Source organism: Yinghuangia aomiensis (assembly GCF_039542225.1).
Lineage (GTDB): Bacteria > Actinomycetota > Actinomycetes > Streptomycetales > Streptomycetaceae > Yinghuangia > Yinghuangia aomiensis.
The window spans coordinates 72736-90965 of record NZ_BAABHS010000003.1 but is presented as its reverse complement, the minus strand read 5'-3'; the positions used below and the strand labels follow the sequence as shown (position 1 = coordinate 90965).

Genomic DNA, 18230 nt, shown 5'->3' with positions numbered 1-18230 from the left:
GCCACACTGGGCCCGTCCGCCCGGTTCAGGACACCGGCGACGGATGCGCGCGCGGACCCATCGGGTCCGGGCGGCGCGGACCGCTGCGGATGACGACCAGCCGGTCCCCCGTCGCCAGCTTCGACGCCTCCGGGTCGTCGTGGCGCAGCATGCGGTGCCCGCGGATCACCGCGACCACCAGGTCGCGGCAGTCGGCAGGCGACTTTCCGGTCTCCCGCTTGTCCACCGGCCGCTCGATCAGGTCCATGCCCGAGCCGTAGTGCAGCAGGTCCTCGACGACCTCGCCGACGTTCGGGCTCAGCATCGAGACGCCCAGCAGGCGGCCCGCGGCGCTCGCGGTGGTGACCACCGAGTCGGCGCCGCTCTGCCGGATCAGCGGGGAGTTCTCGTCCTCGCGGACCGCGACCACGATCCACGCCCGCCGGTTGATCTGCCGCGCGGTCAAGGTGACCAGCGCGGCGGTGTCGTCGCGGTTCGCCGACACGATCAGGTTGCGGGCCCGCTCGAACTCGGCCCGGCGCAGCACGTCGGCGCGCGTCGCGTCGCCGGCCACCGCGACCAGCCCGTCCTGCATGGCGGCCGCGACGGCTTCGGCGTCCGGGTCGACGACCACGATGCGGTCGCGCGGCACGCCCTGCGCGACGAGCGTGCTGATCGCGCTGTAGCCGGTGGTGCCGTAGCCGACGACGACGGTGTGGTCTCGCAACGTGGACCTCCAGCGGGAGAGCCGCCACTGCTCCCGCGTCCGTTCGGTGAGGACTTCCAGGGTGGTGCCGACCAGGATGATCAGGAAGACCACGCGCAGCGGGGTGATCAGCACGATGTTCATCAGCCGCGCGGAGTCGCTGGCCGGGATGACGTCGCCGTAGCCGGTCGTGGACAGCGTCACGGTGGCGTAGTAGACGGCGTCCAGGAACGACAGGTTGCCGTCGACGCTGTCGCGGTAGCCGTCCCGTTCGATCCACACCAGGAGCACCGTGACGGCGAGCACCAGCAGCGCGAGGGCGAACCGCCGCACGACCTGCTTGAGCGGCCCCGGCTTGCGGCGCGGGATCCCGATCTCGGCGGCGCCCGGGAACCCGTTGTCGGGGTCCGGCTCGGCCGGGCGCGGCAGGGGCCGGGCGAGCGCCCCCATCGGCCCGCGCCGGTCCGACGGCTGCTCGTCGGGCGTGCGGACGGTTTTCACCGCGGCACCCGCAGCACTTCCGCCCGCTCGCCCGCCCGCAGCCCGCCCGGCGGCACGACGGCCATGCCGTCCGCGACCGCGAGGCCGCGCAGCATCGCGGGCCCGGAGAAGTGCAGCGGCATGTCGCCGGACACCGGCACCAGCCGGGTGTCCCGCGGATGCCCGGTGACCGCCTGCGCGATCCGGACCCGGCGCGGGCGCGGCTCGGGGCGGCCGGACAGCCGGCGCAGCAGCGGCACGGTCAGCGTCAGCATCCCGGACACCGCGGCGAGCGGGTTGCCGGGCAGCGCGACGAGGAACCGGCCGCTGCCGGGCCGCGGCCCGGGCAGGTGGGCGAGCACCATCGGATGGCCGGGGCGCACCGCGACGCCGTCGACGAGGAGTTCGGCGCCCAGGTCGCGCAGCAGCGGATGGATGTGGTCGACGGGGCCGCCGGCCGTGCCGCCGGTCGTGATCACCACGTCGGCCTGCGAGCTTTCGACCGCGCGGCGGAGCGCGGCCAAGTCGTCGCCGAGCCGCCGGACGCGCCGCAGGTCCGCGCCGAGGGTGCGCAGCCACGGGGTGAGCAGCGGCCCGAGCGCGTCCCGGATCCGGCCGTCGCGCGGCGGACCGGAGTCGAGGAGTTCGTCGCCGAGCACGAGGACTTCGACGCGGGGCCGGTCGACGACGACGAGCTCGTCGTAGCCGGCCGCGGCGGCCAGGCCGGTGACGGCCGGGTTGACCACGGTGCCGGCCGGCAGCAGGTCGTCGCCGCTGCGGCACTCCTGGCCCTGCGGGCGGATGTCGCCGCCCTGCTGGACGTCGCCGAAGAGCAACGATTCGTCGACCTTGGCGCGTTCGCTGCGCAGGACGCCGGTGGCGCCGCGCGGCAGCCGGGCGCCGGTGGCGATCTCCACGGCGTCGCCGTCCCGCAGCGTGCCGACCGCGTCGGCGTCGTCGCCGGCCAGCAGGCGGCCGCGGATCCGCCACGGGCCGGGGCCGGCGACCGCCCAGCCGTCCATCGCGGAGGTGTCGAACGGCGGCAGGTCGGTGAGCGCGGTCACCGGGCGGGCGAGGACGTGGTCGCGCGCGTGGTGCAGGGTCCGGGAGACCGCGGGGAGCGGTCGACCGGCGGCCCGGGCGCGGGCGCGGGCGTCGGGCCACGGCAGATCGTGGTGCGCGGTCATGGGGCGGCGGTTCCCCCCGTGTCCGCCCCGCCGGACGCGGCGTCGGGGCGTTCGTACGCGGCGGCGAGCGCCTCGGCCTTGCGCAGCGCGTCGGCGACCGCCGCGGATCCGCCGCCCGCTTGCGCGGCGGCGTACCCGACGAGGAACGCCGTGAGCGGCGCGGCGGGCCGCACGACGTTGTGCGCGGCCACCTTGGTCATGTCGAGCAGCGCCGCGATGTCGACGTCCAGCTCGATCCCGAGTTCGGCCTTGACGGCCTCGATCCAGTCCTCCAGCACGTCTTCCATCCTCCCCGAGGTTGCCCTGGCCGCGCGTACTTGAGACCAGGTGTCGCAGTCGAACGCAGCACGTCCGGGATCGGCCATCCGGGCCGCGCGGAGCCCCGCCCACACGCGCCGCAGCGGCGCACCGCCGGGATCGCCCACTGCCGCGACGGCGTTTCGCAGGGCACCGGTGCGGTAGACCGCGAGCAGCGGTTGGTCGCGGCCGGTGGAGTCGGTGAGGAGGACCGCGTCGGCGGCAGGGTGTCCCGGAGACATGTCGGCCGGGTCGCTCAGCGCGGCGACCAGACGCTCCGTCACCTCGCGGGTGACGAACGGCAGATCGGCCGCCAGCAGCAGCGTCACCGGCGCCGACACCGCGGCCAGGCCCGCGGCGAGCGCGGCCACCGGCCCCCCTCCGGGCGGGTCTTCGCGGACCCACGCCACCGGGGCGGCGGTGGGGCGCTCCGGGCCGACCACGACGGTCCGGCGGGCCCCGGCGCACGCCGCGACGGCGTGGTCCAGCAGCGTCGCCCCTCCGACGAGCAGCCCGGGCTTGTCCCGGCCGCCGAGCCGCCGCGCGGCACCGCCCGCGAGGATCACCGCGTCGAACGCGGCCCCGGGCCCGTTCCCCGCTCCCGCGGTTTCGCCGTCCGCCATCCCTCACACCCCGCTCGGCGGCAGCTCCGAGGCCGGGACGTGCTGCACGATCCAGGTGTGCATGGCGATCGCCGCCGCCGCGCCCGCGTTGATCGACCGGGTCGAGCCGAACTGGGCGATCGAGCAGACCGTCTGCGACGCCGCCCAGGCGGCCTCGCTCAGGCCCGGGCCTTCCTGGCCGAACAGCAGGACGCAGCGGCGCGGCAGCTCCGTCGTCTCCAGCGGCACCGCGCCCGGCAGGTTGTCGATGCCGACGACCGGCAGGCCCTCGGCGGCCGCCCACGCGGCGAACTCCTCGGCCGTCGCGTGGTGCCGCACGTGCTGGTACCGGTCGGTCACCATCGCGCCGCGCCGGTTCCACCGCCGCCGTCCGACGATGTGCACCTCGCGGGCCAGGAACGCGTTGGCGGTCCGCACCACCGAGCCGATGTTCATGTCGTGCTGCCAGTTCTCGACCGCGACGTGGAACTCGTGCCGTCGCGTGTCCAGGTCCGCGACGATCGCCTCGCGCGTCCAGTACCGGTAGCCGTCGACGACGTTCCGCCGGTCCCCCTCGGCGAGCAGCTCCGGGTCGTAGCGCGGGTCGTCCGGCCACGGCAGCGGGTGCGGGCCCACACCGACGACCCGGTCGTCCCGGTCGTCCCGGTCGTCGTCCCGGTCCGGACCGGCCGCAAGGCCGGCATCGCGGCGGGCATCGAGGTCGGCGGCGGGTTCGGCGGCGGGTTCGGCGGCGGGGACGTGGCTCACGCGTCGAGAGTACGCGGACGCCGCCGAGGCATCCGGGCCCGGACCGCCAGCAGGAACGCGGTGGGCAGGAACACGGCGTCGCCGAGCGCCATCGACGCGGAGAACGCGGGCAGCCCCAGCAGCACCGCGATCGCCAGGTGCATGCCCATGAGCAGGGCGATCGCCGCGTACTTGGCGCGCTTGGCGAACACCAGGAACGCGAAGCCGACCTGGGTGAACACCGTGATGTACGCGATCAGCGTCCCCAGTTCCGGGCCGCCGTCGGCCAGCCCGGACAGCCACGGCCACGGCCGGAAGTACTCGATGTTGAGCGCGTAGTGCATCGCGGTGCCGTCCTGCCAGCGGCTGCCCTGCACCTTGTAGAGCCCCGCGGCGCCGTAGACGATGCACACCTGCGCGGCGACGACGGCCATCGCGCAGTGGTGCGTCGCGGTGACCACACCCGTGCGCAGCTGCTCGAGGCCGAGCGGCAGCCGCCACATCCCGCCGAGCACCACGGCCGCGCCGAGCAGCGACACCCACCACGGAAGCAGCAGGCCCGCCGCGACGACCGCGCACAGGCCCACGAACACGCCGGTTTCCTGGCCGGGCCCGGGCGACCGGGTCCGGCCGGTGCGGCGCGCCCGGCGCGCGTCCAGCGACCACACCCGCCCGCACGCGGTGAACGCCAGGTAGAAGGACATCAGCAGCAGGACGGTGTCACCGCCGTCGGTCATCAGCAGCGACCGGCTGTTGAACGACACCACCATCACGCAGAACAGCACCGACGTGGCCCGCGTGTGCCAGCCGGCCACGAACAGCCCGGTGACGACGACGGCGAGCGCGTACATCAGCTCGAACCACCAGCGGTCGTCGCGCACCAGCAGGATGCTGACGCCGTCGATGCCGTCGAGCAGGCGCCGCGCCATGTCCGGGGTCCACGGCGACTGGTCGCCCCAGATCTCGCGCCGGTTGAAGAACTCGCGCAGCAGGCCGACCAGGAACACCGTGCCGAAGCCGATCCGCAGCAGCGCCGCCTGGTGCAGGCCGCGGGTCCGCCCGGTGAGGCGGTCGAGGAAGCCGACGAGGGCGTCGGCGGCGCGCAGGTCGAGGGACTTCGCGGCGGGCGGCTTGGCGGCCGGCGCGCGCTCCGGAGCGGGCGGCGGTGCCGGTGTGCCGGGTGCCGTCACCGTGACCGTGCCGGCCTCGGCGGCCGACCCGGCGGGTCCGGCGGACTCGGCTGCGGAATCAGCGGAATCAACGGAAGTCATCGGGCCTCGTCTCCCACCAGCCCAGTTCGCGGATGCTCGGCCCGGAGGCGCCCGCCCCCGGCTCCGGAATCGCCGTCGACACGCTGCGGACCTGCACGGCGACCACGCCGTCGGCGCGGCCTTCCTGCCGGAGGCGGTGCACCACGATGCTCCGCAGGTAGTCCTCGGCGAGTCCGGCCTGTCCGGACGACGGCGTCTCGTCGTTGTTGTGCGATCCCGAGTAGAAGTCCCAGGCGCGGCGCAGCATGTTCTGGTCCGCCTTGCTGGGGAACGGGTTGCCGCGGATGTGGTCGATGTCGTCGCCGGTCAGGTCGATCCACGGGGTCTCGGTCACGCTGCCGTCCGCCGCGCTCACCTGGGCGCGGGCGTTGACGCGGATGTTGACGTTGAGCGGGTTCGGCGCGAACAGCCGCCAGTTCTGTTCGAACAGCGGATAGATCCACGAATCCGTCGCCCCCGCGTACTTGCGGGACGCGCGGCTCTCCGGCGCCACATGCAGCGTGACGAACAGCAGGTGGAGGCCCACTCCGACGATCAGCAGCATCGCGACGACCGCGGCCGCCAACTGCACGCGCGGCGACCGCGCGGCGGGGTCCTCCAGGTCGACGCCGTAGTCCGCCGGCGGGGTGCGCGGGGCACGCGGTTTGGGGACGGCGGGGTGGCCGGTCACGGTGTCCTGGTCCGGCATGGCCCTCCCCGTACGTGGTCGTCGGCAGCCGCACGCTACCGGCTGCGCGCCGCGGACGGACAGCATTCCGCGGCGCGGCACCCCGCGTCACCCCCGCATCACCCGACGGAGGTCACAAGTCCAACTCGCCGGCCCGTCCGTGCGCCGCGTACACCCCCAGCAGCGCGTCGCGCGCCGCGGCGTCGAACGGCCGGTAGGCCGCGCCGCGCTCCGGCGTCCACCACACCGGGTCCCCGGTACGGAAGCCTTCGCGCCGCAGCCCGACCTTGTTGACCTTGCTCGTCGCCGTCACCGGGATCCGCTCGGTGACGCGCACGAACCGCGGCGCCATCTTCGTGCCCAGGTCGCTCTGCGCACCGAGGAACGCGCCGAACTCCGCCGGGTCGAACGTGCTTCCGGGGCGGAGCTGCACCGCCGCCATGACCTGGTCGCCCGACACCGGGTCCGGCACCCCGTACACCACGACCGCCTCGATCGGGTCGAACCGGGACAGGATCGACTCGATGGTGACGACGGACAGGTTCTCGCTGTCGACCCGCAGCTTGTCGTCGGCACGCGCCGCGAAGTACAGGTAGTCCGCGTCGTCGCGGTAGAAGTGGTCGCCCGTCCAGTACTGCCCGTCCCGGGTGCGGGCGGCGTTGGCGTCGTCGTTGCGCCAGTAGCCCTCGAAGCCGTTGCGGCCGAGGTTGACGAGTTCGCCGATCGCCTCGTCGCCGTTCAGCAGCCGCCCGGACGCGTCGAAGACCGCACGCGGGCACTCCTTCCCGGTCTCCGGGTCCAGCAGCGCGGCGTTCTCCGGGCACGGGCCGACCGCGCGGTCCGGGGTGCCGGGCCGCCAGTTGACGTTCATGCCGCCCTCGGAACTGCCGTAGCCCTCGGTCAGCTTCACCCCGAAGCGCCGCTCGAAGCGGAGCATGTCGACGGTGCCCGCCTCGGTGCCGAAGCCGGCGCGCAGCGGGTTGCCGGCGTCGTCGGGCTGCTCGGGGGTGGCCAGGATGTAGGAGACCGCGCGTCCCACGTAGGTGAAGTAGGTCGCCTGGAACTTGCGCACGTCCTCGAGGAAGCCGGACGCGGAGAACTTCCGGCGCAGCGCCACCGCGCCGCCCGCGCGCAGCGCCGGCGACCAGTTCGCCATCAGCGCGTTGCCGTGGAACATCGGCATGCAGATGTAGTTGACGCTGTCCCGGTCGAAGCCGAACTGCTCGGTGAGCACGCTCCCCGCCCCGGCCAGGCGGCCCTGCGAGCAGATGACGCCCTTGGGGGCGCCGGTCGAGCCGGAGGTGAAGACGATGAGGAGCCGGGTGTCCGGGGTGACGTCGTCGGCGGGCAGGTCGGCGTCCGCATACGGGGCGAGGATGCCGTCGTACTCCGGGTCGTCGACGACCAGCAGCCGCTCTTTCGGGATGCCCAGGTCGAGCCCGTCGAGGAGCGGCAGGTGGGCGCGCTCGGTGACCACGAACGAGCAGTCGGCGTGCGTGATGTCGCGGGCCAGCTCGGCGCCGCGGCGGGTCGAGTTCACGCCGACGAGGGTGCCGCCGGCCAGGGCGATGCCTTCCAGCCACATCGGGAACTCGGGCACGTTGTCGAGCAGGACCCCGACGTGCGGGGCGGCGCCGGCGGGCAGCCGGTCGGCGACCAGGGCGGCGCGGGCCGCGGCGGCACGGGCCACCTCGTGGTGCGTCCAGGTCCGGTCCTCGAACATCAGCCCGACGCGATGGTCGCCGACCTGCTTGTGGACCAGCTCGGTGATGGTGACCATGTTGTGCTCCCTCGGCCGATTCCTGATACACCGTCAGATGCATTCTGTTTGCATCATTGACACTGTCAACCGATAGTGCGGCCGGAATCGGTGCGCATCGGACCGGATCGGCGGCCCGGCAGCGGGCCGCCGCGGGTCTGCGGCGTACCGGCCGGACCCGGCACGGCAAGGGGCACGCATGAGCGAGCGAAGCGGGCAGATCACCAGTACGGGTGCGTACGGCCGGACCGGACGCGGCGGGGTGCGGGCATGACCGGCGACCGCGGCGCCCCGACCGTCGCGGGCCCGTCCGCGGCCACCCTGGCCGCGCTGCTCGGCGCCGACATGCCGGCCGCCGAGGACATCGCCCCGGAGGCGTTCGAGCTGGCCGAGCGGATCCGCGACCTGGTCGAGGCCGCGGTGCTCACCGACGTCGACGGCGCGGTCCGCGCGGACGCGGCCCGGCGCGTCGCGGAGATCACCGAGGCGCTGCGCGCGGCGCAGCGGCCCAAGGACCGCGTGGTGATGCTGGTCCGGCACGGCAACGGGCGCTTCGAGCACCTCACCCAGGCCGGGTCCGGGCGACTCAACCCGCAGGCGGCCCGCATGGAGTTCTTCGACCTGCCCACGCCGCCCCCGCCGGGCAGCGACCCGCGGCCGGTGGAGATCCGCGGCGCGGTGACGCTCACCGCGGCGCACGGCGGCCCGCCGGGACGCGTGCACGGCGGCATCGTCGCGACCGTCCTCGACCAGCTGCTCGGCGTCGCGGCGTCGCTCAGCGGCCCGGCCGGGTTCACCGCGGGCCTCGACCTGCGGTTCCGCAAGGCGACGCCGTACGACGTACCGCTGGAGCTGAGCGCGCGCTTCGAGAAGCGCGAGGGCCGCAAGACGTTCGTGACGGGGGAGATCCGCGCGCACGGCGAGATCACCGCGCAGGCGACCGCGGTCTTCGTGTCGGACCGCACCCTGAACGCGGAACCGGCCGCGCACAGCTGACGGACCAGGGCGCCGGCCCCGGGGCCGGCGCCGCCCGCCCGGCGGGCCTCAGGCCACGAACGGCGTCCCGGCGTGCTCGGCCACCATCGGCCGGCCCGCCGCCTCCCACGCGAGCATGCCGCCGTCGATGTTGACGGCATCCCAGCCCTGCTGGGCGAGGTACGCGGTGACCTGGCCGGAGCGGCCGCCCACCCGGCACATCACATAGACGCGGGTGTCCTTCGGGACCTCGTCGAGGCGCGCCATCAACGTGCCCATCGGAATGTGCAGGGCGCCGTCCACATGGCCGGCGGTCCACTCATCGGCCTCGCGCACGTCGAGCAGGAAGGCGTCGGAAGGGACCTCGGCGGCGCCGACGGCGGGCAGCGACTGGAACATCGGTTCTCCGGCTTCGGTCGGTCGGCGCGCCTGAGCGCGCCGGGTGGCCCCCCATTGTCGGCCATGATCCGGCCCGGACGACGGCCCGCAGGCCAAAAGGGGCAATCCACCAACACACCGGACGAAATAATTGCCATGCCGGTGCAACGGGGGAATCTTGTGACTCATCGCGACCGAGCCGGCGCTCCGCCGGCCCCGCCGACCCGGCCCGGTCCGGCCGACGCCCATCCGGCCGGACCGGGACGGCCCATGGCGCGCCCGCGGGCCGCTCAGCCCACCAGCCGCGCCAGCTCCCCCTCGCGCTCCTCGATCCGCGCCAGCAGCTGCTCCGCCAGATACTCCAGGAGCCCGTCCGGGTCGTCCGGCGCCAGCGCCAGCAGTTGCCCCATCGGGCTCGCCAGCAGCGTCTCCCGTTCGGCCGCCAACTGCTCTTGACGGGCCGTCAGCAGCGCCAGCCGGGTCCGCAGGAACGCCGCGCGGTCCGGCCCGGTCGGCTGCGCCGCTCCCGGGGCACCCGACGCCCACTCCTCGTCGAGGGCCATCAGCCCGGCGATGTCCCCGGCCGCGTAAGCCGCGTTCACGCGCGCGATGAAGTCCCCGCGGCGCTCCTTCTCCGCGTCGTCCTGCGCCAGGTCCGGGTGCGCCCGGCGGGCCAGCTCCCGGTACAGGCGGCGCGCCTCCTCGCTCGGCTTGACCCGGCGCTCCTCCGGCGGGGCGACCGTCTGCGCCTGCTCGGCGCCGAAGGCGTCCATCAGTTCGTCGAGGTCGGGCATCGGGTCGACGGCCGCCCGCGCCTCCAGCGCGCGGCGGATGTCGTCGGCTTTGCCGCTCTGCGCCGCGACCGCCTCGGCGTACAGGGCGTCGAGTTCGTCGAGCCGCTCGTACAGCGGGCCGAGCCGGCGGTGGTGCGCGAACGCAAGATTGTCCAGTTCGACACGCAACGTGGCGACGTCCACCTCGGCGTCCAGCAGGCCCGCCTCGACCCCGGCGACCTCCTGCTCCAGTTCCGTCACGTGCGGGTCCGTCCACGTCACCGGTGCGTAGTCAGCTTCCATCGCAGTGCATCGCCCTCCTTGGCGGCCGTCTACCCGGGGTGAACGGCGCCGCGCGGCAAGGGCCGAACACGCTCCGTCGATCCCTTCCTTACAAACCTGTTAGGTGTCGAGAAGATCAAATCACTCACAACAGCCCACGCCAGCCTAAGTCTTAGGGCAGCATGGTCGGGCCGTCCCTGGCCAGTCGATCCAACCAAGCAGTTGGCTAGAGGGGATAAGATCCAGCCATGCCGCCCGACACCGCACGTACCCGAGCCAAACTTCTCGACGCCGCCCGCGCGGAATTCGCCGAGCACGGCATTGCCGGCGCCCGCGTCGACCGCATCGCCTTGCGCGCCGGGGTGAACAAGGAACGCATCTACGCCTACTTCGGCAATAAGGAGCAGTTGTTCCAGCACGTTCTCAGCGAGTCGCTCCAAGAGCTGACCGCGGTCGTCACGATGCCGAGTGACGATCCGGCCGAGTACGTCGCGCAGATCTACGACTTCTACATCGCACGTCCGGAGCTGCTCCGGCTGCTGCTGTGGGAGGCGCTGTACTACGGGAACGAACCGATCCCGGACGAGGACCGGCGGGCCACGAGCTACGCCGTCAAGTTGCAGGAGTTCGCCGAACACCTCGGCGTGCAGCCCACCCCCGACGTGGCTCAGCTCCTGTTCTCGCTGATCGGGATCGCCGCGTGGCAGTCCACGATGCCGCAGATGGCGCGCATCATCCTGGGCACCGAAACCGACACGGACCAGGCTCGGGCCCGCCGCCGCGAGCACCTGGTCGATTTCACCCGCCGTTCCATAGCCTCGGTCAAACAGCCGCAGGCCTGACGCCGGGAGCCACGCACCAATGCCGAGGGCCTTCCCGGCGACTCCGTAGGCCGGAGCGGGCCCTCGCAAGCCAGGGACGCAGCACCGGAGGATCGACCTGAACACCGACCCCGGCGAGGACTTCGGGCAGTGGAGCCCGGCGCAGCGTCGCACTGCGGTTCGACGGCAGTGCGGCGGCGCCGGATTCCATACGGGGGATTCCTCGACGGTCGTCGGACCAGCACAGCACCATCCGGCCCGCTCGCCAGGCGGGCCTCGGCCGGGTGTCCCCCAGGCACCCGGCAGCCGCCACCCGACGGACGGCCCGGCCGGCGCACTTGGACTACGCGCCGCGCCGGGCCGCCCGCATTCCGCGGGACGCCCCGCGCCGACGTGACGCACTCCCGACGTGTTTTCCGGCCCCGCCCGGGTCCGTTTCGGCCCGGCTACCGGTAAAACCGGTGGTATCAGGTCGTTCCCAGCCACCGGGAGGCAAAGTGACGAGTCGGCGCTGGCAGTTCTGGGTCGACCGCGGCGGCACGTTCACCGACATCGTCGCCCGCCGTCCGGACGGCCGCCTGGTCACGCACAAGCTGCTGTCCGAGAACCCGGCCCGCTACCGCGACGCCGCGGTCGCCGGGATCCGCGCGCTGCTCGACCTGCCCGCCGAAACCCCCGTCACCCCGGAACTCGTCGACCAGGTGCGGATGGGCACCACGGTGGCCACCAACGCCCTGCTGGAACGCAAAGGCGACCGCACGCTCCTGGTCGTCACCCGCGGCTTCCGGGACGCGCTGCGGATCGGCTACCAGAACCGGCCGAGCATCTTCGCGCGCCGCATCGACCTGCCGGAGTCGCTGTACGAGCGGGTCGTCGAGGTCGACGAGCGGATCGCGGCGGACGGCACCGAACTCCGCGCCCCCGACCTGGCCGCGCTCGCCGGCGGACTCCGGCACGCGTACGACGCGGGCATCCGCGCCGTCTCCGTCGTCTGCCTGCACAGCTACGAGAACCCCGCGCACGAGGAGGCCGTCGGCGCGCTCGCCGCGGAGATCGGCTTCCCGCAGATCTCGCTGTCCAGCGAGGTCAGTCCGCTGATGAAGATCGTGCCGCGCGGCGACACCACCGTCGTGGACGCCTATCTGTCGCCGGTGCTGGGCCGCTACGTCGCGCAGGTCGCCGACCAGCTCCCAGGCGTCCGGCTGATGTTCATGCAGTCCAACGGCGGGCTCGCGGAAGCGCACCACTTCCGCGGCAAGGACGCGATCCTGTCGGGTCCCGCGGGCGGCATCGTGGGCATGGCCCGCATGTCGGAACTCGCCGGATACGACAAGATCATCGGCTTCGACATGGGCGGCACGTCCACCGACGTCTCGCACTACACGGGCGAGTACGAGCGGGTCTTCGACACCCAGGTCGCGGGTGTCCGGCTGCGCGCCCCGATGCTCGCCATCGACACCGTCGCGGCGGGCGGGGGATCGATTCTGCGGTTCGACGGCGGCCGGTACCGGGTGGGCCCGGAGTCGGCGGGCGCCGATCCCGGCCCGGCCTGCTACCGCAACGGCGGTCCGCTGACGGTGACCGACGCCAACGTCATGCTCGGCCGCATCCAGCCCGCGTTCTTCCCGCACGTCTTCGGTCCGGACGGGGACCAGCCGCTGGACGCCGCGGCAGTCCGCCGCCGGTTCGCCGACCTGGCCGCGGAGATCCGCACGGCGACCGGCGACGACCGCACCCCGGAGGAGGTCGCCGAGGGGTTCCTGCGGATCGCGGTCGCGAACACCGCCAACGCGGTCAAGCGCATCTCGGTCGAGAAGGGCCACGATGTCGGCGAGTACGCGCTGACGACGTTCGGCGGCGCGGGCGGCCAGCACGCCTGCGCGCTCGCCGACTCGCTCGGCATCCGCACCGTTCTCGTGCCGCCGATGGCGGGTGTGCTGTCCGCGCTGGGCATCGGCCTCGCGGACACCACGACGATGCGGCAGCATGCGGTGGAGGCCGAGTTGTCCACCGCGGCCATGCCGCGCCTGACCTCGGCCGCCGCCGACCTGGAGGCCGCCGCACGCGCCGAACTCCTCGACGAAGGGGTGCCCGCCGACCGCATCCGCGTCACGCGGCGCGCCCACCTGCGCTATCAGGGCACCGATACCGCGCTCGCGGTCGACTTCGCCGACCCGGACGCCATGACGGCCGCGTTCGAGGGCGTGCACCGCCGCACCTATTCGTTCCTGATGGACCGACCGCTGGTCGTCGAATCGCTGTCCGCCGAGGCCATCGGCCTGACCGATCAGCCGGAGCGCCTCGAAGCCGCGGACGACGACGCGCACGGCCCCGCCGAGGCGGTGCCGGTGCGCACCTACGTGTCCGGCACCTGGCGCGACATTCCGCTGCGCAGCCGGGCGTCCATGGCCGTGGACGAGCACATCGCCGGCCCGGCGATCATCACCGACCCGAACTCCACCACCGTCGTGGACGAAGGCTGGCGGGCCACCGCCACCCGTGGCGGCCACCTGCGTGTCGAGCGGGTCGCGGCGCTCGCGTCGGCGCGGGAGGGCACCGCGGTCGATCCGGTGCTCCTGGAGATCTTCAACAACCTCTTCATGTCCATCGCGGAGCAGATGGGCAGTTCCCTGGAGTCCACCGCGCAGTCGGTGAACATCCGCGAGCGCCTGGACTTCTCGTGCGCGCTGTTCGACCCGGACGGCAACCTGATCGCGAACGCACCGCACATCCCGGTGCACTTGGGGTCGATGAGCAGCGCGGTCAAGGAGGTCGTCCGGCGGTGCGGGGCGGGGCTGAAGCCCGGCGACGTGTACGCGGTGAACGACCCGTACCACGGCGGCACGCACCTGCCGGACGTCACGGTGATCACGCCGGTCTTCGCCGAGGACGGCGGCGATGCGGCCGGTCCGGAGATCCTGTTCTTCGTCGCCGCCCGCGGCCACCACGCCGAGATCGGCGGCATCACGCCCGGTTCGATGCCCGCGGGCAGCACGTCGATCGCCGAGGAGGGCGTGCTGTTCGACGCCTGGCTGCTGGTCGACGGCGGGCGTTTCCGCGAGGCGGAGACCCGGCGGCTGCTGTCCGAGGCGGAGTACCCGTCGCGCAACCCGGAGGCGAACCTCGCCGATCTGCGGGCGCAGGTGGCGGCGAACACCAGGGGTGTCGAGGAAGTCCGCCGGATGATCCGGCACTTCGGCCTCGACGTGGTGCAGGCCTACATGCGCCATGTGCAGGACAACGCGGAGGAGGCGGTCCGCCGGGTCATCGACGCGTTGGAGGACGGCCACTACCGCTACGAGACGGACAACGGCGCGGTCATCGAGGTCCGGGTCACCGTGGACCGCTCCTCGCGGTCCGCGGCGATCGACTTCGGGGGTACGTCGGCTCAGCTCGCGACGAACCTCAATGCGCCGTCGTCGGTGGTCACCGCGGCCGTCCTGTACGTGTTCCGCACGTTGGTCGCGGACGAGATCCCGCTCAACGAGGGCTGCCTGCGGCCGTTGACGATCGTGATCCCGCCGGGGTCGATGCTCGCCCCGGAGTTCCCCGCGGCGGTCGTCGCCGGGAACGTGGAGACGTCGCAGGCGGTCACCGGCGCGCTGTACGCCGCGATGGGCGTGCAGGCGGAGGGCTCCGGGACGATGAACAACGTGACCTTCGGCGACGCGTCGGACCAGTACTACGAGACGCTGGGCTCGGGTTCGGGGGCGGGCGACGGCTTCGACGGCGCGTCGGTGGTGCAGACGCACATGACGAATTCGCGGTTGACCGATCCCGAGGTGCTGGAGTCGCGGTTCGCGGTCCGCCTGGAGGAGTTCGCGATCCGTCCGGGCAGCGGGGGTCCGGGCCGGTGGCGCGGCGGCGACGGCGCGGTCCGCCGGATCCGGTTCCTGGCGCCGATGACGGTGTGCACGTTGTCCGGCCACCGGCGGGTGCCGCCGTACGGCATGGCGGGCGGCGCGCCGGGCTCGCCGGGCGCCAACCGGGTCGTGCGCGCGGACGGCGGAACGGTCACGCTGGCCGGCTTCGACGTGGTGGACGTCGGGGTCGACGACGTCCTGGAGATCGAGACGCCGGGCGGGGGAGGCTACGGCGCGGTGTGAGACGGGTTGCCGTTCCGGAAACAGCTTTCCACAAAGCTGTTTCCGGAACGGCACGTCCACTCCGGCACCACAGCCCGGCCTATCGGCCCATCGGCCCGGCCGCCCGACGCCGGGACGCCGCGGCGCTCAGACCCCGGTCTCGGCCGGCAGCCGCCCCGCCGCCACCGCCGCGACCAGCCGCTCGTGGTCCCGCTCGGTCTGGTCCGCGTACGCCACCGCGAAGTCCGCCATCGCCTCGTCCAACTTGCCGTTCTTGCCGCAGTATCCGGCCAGCAGCTTCGGGTCGACCGAGTGGCTGTGCGCGCGGGCCAGCAGCGCGCCCGTCATCCGCGCGTAGTCGTCGATCTGGTCGCCGGGCAGCAGGCTCGCGTCGATGCTGCCCTTCATGTTCCGGAACTGCCGCACTTGGAAAGGCAGTCCCCCGACCGTCGTCCAACCCAGCAGCGAGTCCGTCACCGCCTGCATGATCTTCTGCCCGAAGACCACCCGGCGGCCCTCGTGCGCGTCGTGGCCGATCCCCAGATACGGGGCGAGTGCCGACCGCCGGGACTCCTTCACCTGCAGCACCAGCGGCTCGTCGCCGCTGCCTTCGAGCATCACCACATACGACCGCAGCCCGACGCTGCCGGTCCCCACCACCCGGAAAGCCACGTCCTCCACCGCGAACCGCGCGAACATCGGCCGGCGCTCCGGCGACAGCGTCCCCGCATACGACGCCAGCGACTGCGCGACCGCCTCCGCCGTCGCGTCGTCCACCGTCGTCAGCACGGGCGGATCCGGCACGAAACGGCGCCGCCCGTCGCCGAGTTCCACCGTCGACCGGGACGCGAACTTGGCACTGGTGTTCTTCCGCGCCTTCGCCGAGACCTGCTCCAGCAGCCCGGTCAGATCGTGCGCTTCCGCATGCCACACCAGCGACTCGTCGGCGATCGCCTGCCAGGCCTGCAGCACCGGCATACCGGCCAGCAGCGCCATCGTCTTCCGGTAGGCCTCCGCGGCGTCCCGGGCGGCGTCCCGGGCCACGTCCTCCGCCGCGCCGCCGACGCGCGCCGCGACCACGAGGCTTGCCGCGAGCCGCTTCAGGTCCCACTCCCAGGGCCCCGGGGTGGTCTCGTCGAAGTCGTTGACGTCCATCACCAGACGCCCGTCCGCGCTGCCGTACAGCCCGAAGTTCCCGGCGTGCGCGTCACCGCAGATCTGCGCGTCGACCCCGGTGACCGGCGTGTTCGCCAGGTCCGCGGCCATCAGCCCGGCCGACCCGCGCAGGAACGCGAAGGGCGTGGCCACCATCCGGCCGATCCGGATCGGGACCAGGTGGTCCAGACGCCCCGCGTTGGCCTGCTCGACGACGTCGACGACGTCCGGCCGGTCCGCGGCCGTCTCGAAACGCGCGTGCTCCCCGCGGGAGAACGCCTTGCGCAGCGCCTTCCCCTCGGCCTTGGCGCTCCGGTTCCCCCACGTCCGGAACCCCGGCACCCGGAACGCGCGCCCTTCCAGCACCGCGTTTTCCTCGTCCCGCGCCGTACCCACGGCCTCGGCCACCGCCATCGCACACCCTCCGTCCCCCCGCGCCTGTGGCGGGCCCCACCCGAAGCTATCGCTAGGTCCGACGCGGCCACAGGGGCCGCGGTTGCCGCGGCCGCCGCCTCCGCTCGGCAATCTTGGCCCCATGGATTTCGCGCTCCCCCGCACCACCGCCGCCGACCTCCGCACCGCCCGGCCGCGGTTCGCGGTACTCCCCGTCGGCAGCTTCGAACAGCACGGCGACCACTTGCCCCTGGCCACCGACACCGTCATCGCGGCCCTGGTCGCCGACCGCATCGCCGCCGACCACGGCGGCTTCCTGCTGCCCGCCGTCACCGTGTCGTGCAGCCACGAACACACCGCGTTCCCGGGCACGGTCAGCATCAGCGCGACCACCCTGCCGGCCGTGGTCGCGGACATCCGCGGCTCGCTCCGCGCCTCCGGCATCGACGCGCTGCTGATCGTCAACGCGCACGGCGGCAACTACGCCCTGTCCAACCTCGTCCAAGAGGCCAACACCGCTCGACCGCTCGTGGCGCTGTTCCCCACCCGTCAGGACTGGCAACAGGCCCGCGACGCAGCCGGGTTGCACACCACCCTCAGCGCCGACATGCACGCCGGCGAATTGGAGACCTCACTCCTCCTGCACGCCGCGCCCGACCTCGTCCGCCCCGGCCACCCGGCCGGCGACCACGACGCCCCCGAACGCCCGCATCTCCTCACCCTGGGCATCCAGGCCTACGCCCCGAACGGCGTGATCGGCCACCCGTCCCTGGCCACCGCAGGCAAAGGCCGCCGTATCCTCGACGCCCTCTCCCGCGCCGCGGCGGCCCCGATCGCGCTGCTCACCGAGCCGTTCGCCGGGCATACCCCAGGTAGGTGACCAGCGGATTCCCGCCCAGCACGAAGTCGACCAGCGGCGGGATCTGTTCGTCGGTGATCTTCCCCTGCCGGCGCTTGCGCGTGGCCGTCACCAGATGCAGCGGGTTGCGCGGCTTGAATCCGCGTGTGTCCTCGTTCGCCAGACCGTGCCGGGCGAGGACGTCGGCCATCTCGCCCGGCGTGCGCAGGCGCTCGGCCGCGTACCGCCCCGGCGGCATGATCCGCGTCCCCGGGAACCGCTGGAAGGCGCCCAGGTAGATCGCCTTCGCCAACCACGTCCGGTTCACGGTGTCGTAGACGAGCACCCCGTCCGGGGCCAGCACGCGCGCCGCCTCCCGGACCACGCCGTCGAGATCCGCCGACGTCTCCAGGGTGTCCGCCACGTACACCAGTCCGAACGCTCCATCGCCCACGGGGAGTTTCTCCGCGTCCGCCACCACGTGCTCGACCGGGAGCCCCCGCGCGGCGCTCTCCGTCCGCGCCATCTCGGTCGCCACGGCCGAGGGATCCACCGCCGTCACCGCGAACCCGAGCCCGGCCAGCGATCCCGCCAACGGCCCGCGCCCGTTCCCCACCACCAGCGCGGCGTTGCCCGCGACCGCCGACCCGGCGTCGCGCACCACCTCGCGCACGTACGCCAAGCGCACGTCCTGGAACGCGACAGCGCGGAGCTGACGCCCGTCCACCGCCGCGGGATCGCGGCCGTCCAGTTCGATACGCGGTGTGGAGGCGGCCATGGCATCCCCTTCGGGGCCGACACGAGTTCCCTCAGGGAACCCACCTTGCCGCGAACG

The 18230-nt window shown here is 73.3% G+C and carries 15 protein-coding genes; 4 read left to right on the top strand and 11 right to left on the bottom strand.

All coding sequences use genetic code 11. The annotated features are described in order from the left end of the window. Nucleotides 1–25: 25 nt before the first annotated feature. The 7 genes from ABEA93_RS04790 to ABEA93_RS04760 form a co-directional block, all read right to left on the bottom strand. A complete protein-coding gene (locus ABEA93_RS04790; protein ID WP_345673998.1) occupies nt 26–1186 on the bottom strand; it encodes a potassium channel family protein in 1161 nt (386 codons plus the stop codon). Next, nucleotides 1183–2352 carry a molybdopterin molybdotransferase MoeA gene (locus tag ABEA93_RS04785; protein ID WP_345673997.1) on the bottom strand — a complete coding sequence of 390 codons (1170 nt, stop codon included), beginning with the start codon at nt 2350–2352 and terminating at the stop codon, nt 1183–1185. The genes ABEA93_RS04790 and ABEA93_RS04785 overlap by 4 nt, the downstream gene beginning before the upstream one ends. Further along, nucleotides 2349–3272 carry an NTP transferase domain-containing protein gene (locus tag ABEA93_RS04780; protein ID WP_345673996.1) on the bottom strand — a complete coding sequence of 308 codons (924 nt, stop codon included), beginning with the start codon at nt 3270–3272 and terminating at the stop codon, nt 2349–2351. Before ABEA93_RS04780 ends, ABEA93_RS04785 begins: the two co-directional genes overlap by 4 nt. Nucleotides 3273–3275: 3 nt before the next feature. Next, nucleotides 3276–4019 carry a TrmH family RNA methyltransferase gene (locus ABEA93_RS04775; RefSeq protein WP_345673995.1) on the bottom strand — a complete coding sequence of 248 codons (744 nt, stop codon included), beginning with the start codon at nt 4017–4019 and terminating at the stop codon, nt 3276–3278. Then, on the bottom strand, nt 4016–5269 hold the full coding sequence (locus ABEA93_RS04770) for an HTTM domain-containing protein (protein ID WP_345673994.1): 1254 nt from the start codon (nt 5267–5269) through the stop codon (nt 4016–4018). Before ABEA93_RS04770 ends, ABEA93_RS04775 begins: the two co-directional genes overlap by 4 nt. After that, nucleotides 5256–5957 carry a DUF5819 family protein gene (locus ABEA93_RS04765; protein WP_345673993.1) on the bottom strand — a complete coding sequence of 234 codons (702 nt, stop codon included), beginning with the start codon at nt 5955–5957 and terminating at the stop codon, nt 5256–5258. The genes ABEA93_RS04770 and ABEA93_RS04765 overlap by 14 nt, the downstream gene beginning before the upstream one ends. Before the next feature lie 112 nt (nt 5958–6069). Further along, on the bottom strand, nt 6070–7716 hold the full coding sequence (locus ABEA93_RS04760) for an AMP-binding protein (protein ID WP_345673992.1): 1647 nt from the start codon (nt 7714–7716) through the stop codon (nt 6070–6072). A gap of 249 nt (nt 7717–7965) precedes the next feature. On the opposite strand from ABEA93_RS04760, the gene ABEA93_RS04755 reads away from it, so the two are divergent. Next, nucleotides 7966–8691: a PaaI family thioesterase gene (locus tag ABEA93_RS04755; RefSeq protein ID WP_345673991.1), complete on the top strand. Its 726-nt coding sequence runs from the start codon at nt 7966–7968 to the stop codon at nt 8689–8691. A 48-nt stretch (nt 8692–8739) separates the two neighbouring features. On the opposite strand, the gene ABEA93_RS04750 is transcribed toward ABEA93_RS04755, so the two are convergent. Beyond that, the gene (locus ABEA93_RS04750) at nt 8740–9069 is read right to left on the bottom strand and encodes a rhodanese-like domain-containing protein (protein ID WP_345673990.1); all 330 of its coding nucleotides are present in this window, start codon (nt 9067–9069) and stop codon (nt 8740–8742) included. A 269-nt stretch (nt 9070–9338) separates the two neighbouring features. Further along, entirely contained in the window at nt 9339–10124 is a 786-nt protein-coding gene (locus tag ABEA93_RS04745) for a J domain-containing protein (RefSeq protein ID WP_345673989.1), read from the bottom strand. A 227-nt stretch (nt 10125–10351) separates the two neighbouring features. Here ABEA93_RS04745 and ABEA93_RS04740 point away from each other — a divergent pair, with 227 nt between their 5' ends. Both ABEA93_RS04740 and ABEA93_RS04735 read left to right on the top strand, forming a co-directional pair. Next, nucleotides 10352–10945: a TetR/AcrR family transcriptional regulator gene (locus ABEA93_RS04740; RefSeq protein ID WP_345673988.1), complete on the top strand. Its 594-nt coding sequence runs from the start codon at nt 10352–10354 to the stop codon at nt 10943–10945. A gap of 476 nt (nt 10946–11421) precedes the next feature. Next, a complete protein-coding gene (locus ABEA93_RS04735) occupies nt 11422–15030 on the top strand; it encodes a hydantoinase B/oxoprolinase family protein (protein WP_345673987.1) in 3609 nt (1202 codons plus the stop codon). 126 nt (nt 15031–15156) lie between these two features. Here ABEA93_RS04735 and ABEA93_RS04730 read toward each other — a convergent pair whose 3' ends face one another. Beyond that, on the bottom strand, nt 15157–16578 hold the full coding sequence (locus ABEA93_RS04730; protein WP_345673986.1) for a DUF2252 domain-containing protein: 1422 nt from the start codon (nt 16576–16578) through the stop codon (nt 15157–15159). Nucleotides 16579–16699: 121 nt separating this feature from the next. Between ABEA93_RS04730 and ABEA93_RS04725 the strand changes: the two genes are divergently transcribed. Further along, nucleotides 16700–17437: a creatininase family protein gene (locus ABEA93_RS04725; RefSeq protein WP_345673985.1), complete on the top strand. Its 738-nt coding sequence runs from the start codon at nt 16700–16702 to the stop codon at nt 17435–17437. Here the strand turns inward: ABEA93_RS04725 and ABEA93_RS04720 are convergent. Beyond that, nucleotides 17400–18173 (bottom strand): class I SAM-dependent methyltransferase, encoded by a 774-nt coding sequence (locus tag ABEA93_RS04720; RefSeq protein WP_345673984.1) that lies wholly within the window; start codon nt 18171–18173, stop codon nt 17400–17402. The two genes, ABEA93_RS04725 and ABEA93_RS04720, sit on opposite strands and share 38 nt — an antisense overlap. Between the last annotated feature and the right edge of the window lie 57 nt (nt 18174–18230).

Coding starts and splice junctions, on each gene's coding strand:
- ABEA93_RS04785 (WP_345673997.1), bottom strand. CDS start 2,352: ATGACCGCGCACCACGATCTGCCGTGGCCCGACGCCCGCGCCCGCGCC.
- ABEA93_RS04780 (WP_345673996.1), bottom strand. CDS start 3,272: ATGGCGGACGGCGAAACCGCGGGAGCGGGGAACGGGCCCGGGGCCGCG.
- ABEA93_RS04770 (WP_345673994.1), bottom strand. CDS start 5,269: ATGACTTCCGTTGATTCCGCTGATTCCGCAGCCGAGTCCGCCGGACCC.
- ABEA93_RS04765 (WP_345673993.1), bottom strand. CDS start 5,957: ATGCCGGACCAGGACACCGTGACCGGCCACCCCGCCGTCCCCAAACCG.
- ABEA93_RS04760 (WP_345673992.1), bottom strand. CDS start 7,716: ATGGTCACCATCACCGAGCTGGTCCACAAGCAGGTCGGCGACCATCGC.
- ABEA93_RS04755 (WP_345673991.1), top strand. CDS start 7,966: ATGACCGGCGACCGCGGCGCCCCGACCGTCGCGGGCCCGTCCGCGGCC.
- ABEA93_RS04750 (WP_345673990.1), bottom strand. CDS start 9,069: ATGTTCCAGTCGCTGCCCGCCGTCGGCGCCGCCGAGGTCCCTTCCGAC.
- ABEA93_RS04745 (WP_345673989.1), bottom strand. CDS start 10,124: ATGGAAGCTGACTACGCACCGGTGACGTGGACGGACCCGCACGTGACG.
- ABEA93_RS04740 (WP_345673988.1), top strand. CDS start 10,352: ATGCCGCCCGACACCGCACGTACCCGAGCCAAACTTCTCGACGCCGCC.
- ABEA93_RS04730 (WP_345673986.1), bottom strand. CDS start 16,578: ATGGCGGTGGCCGAGGCCGTGGGTACGGCGCGGGACGAGGAAAACGCG.
- ABEA93_RS04725 (WP_345673985.1), top strand. CDS start 16,700: ATGGATTTCGCGCTCCCCCGCACCACCGCCGCCGACCTCCGCACCGCC.
- ABEA93_RS04720 (WP_345673984.1), bottom strand. CDS start 18,173: ATGGCCGCCTCCACACCGCGTATCGAACTGGACGGCCGCGATCCCGCG.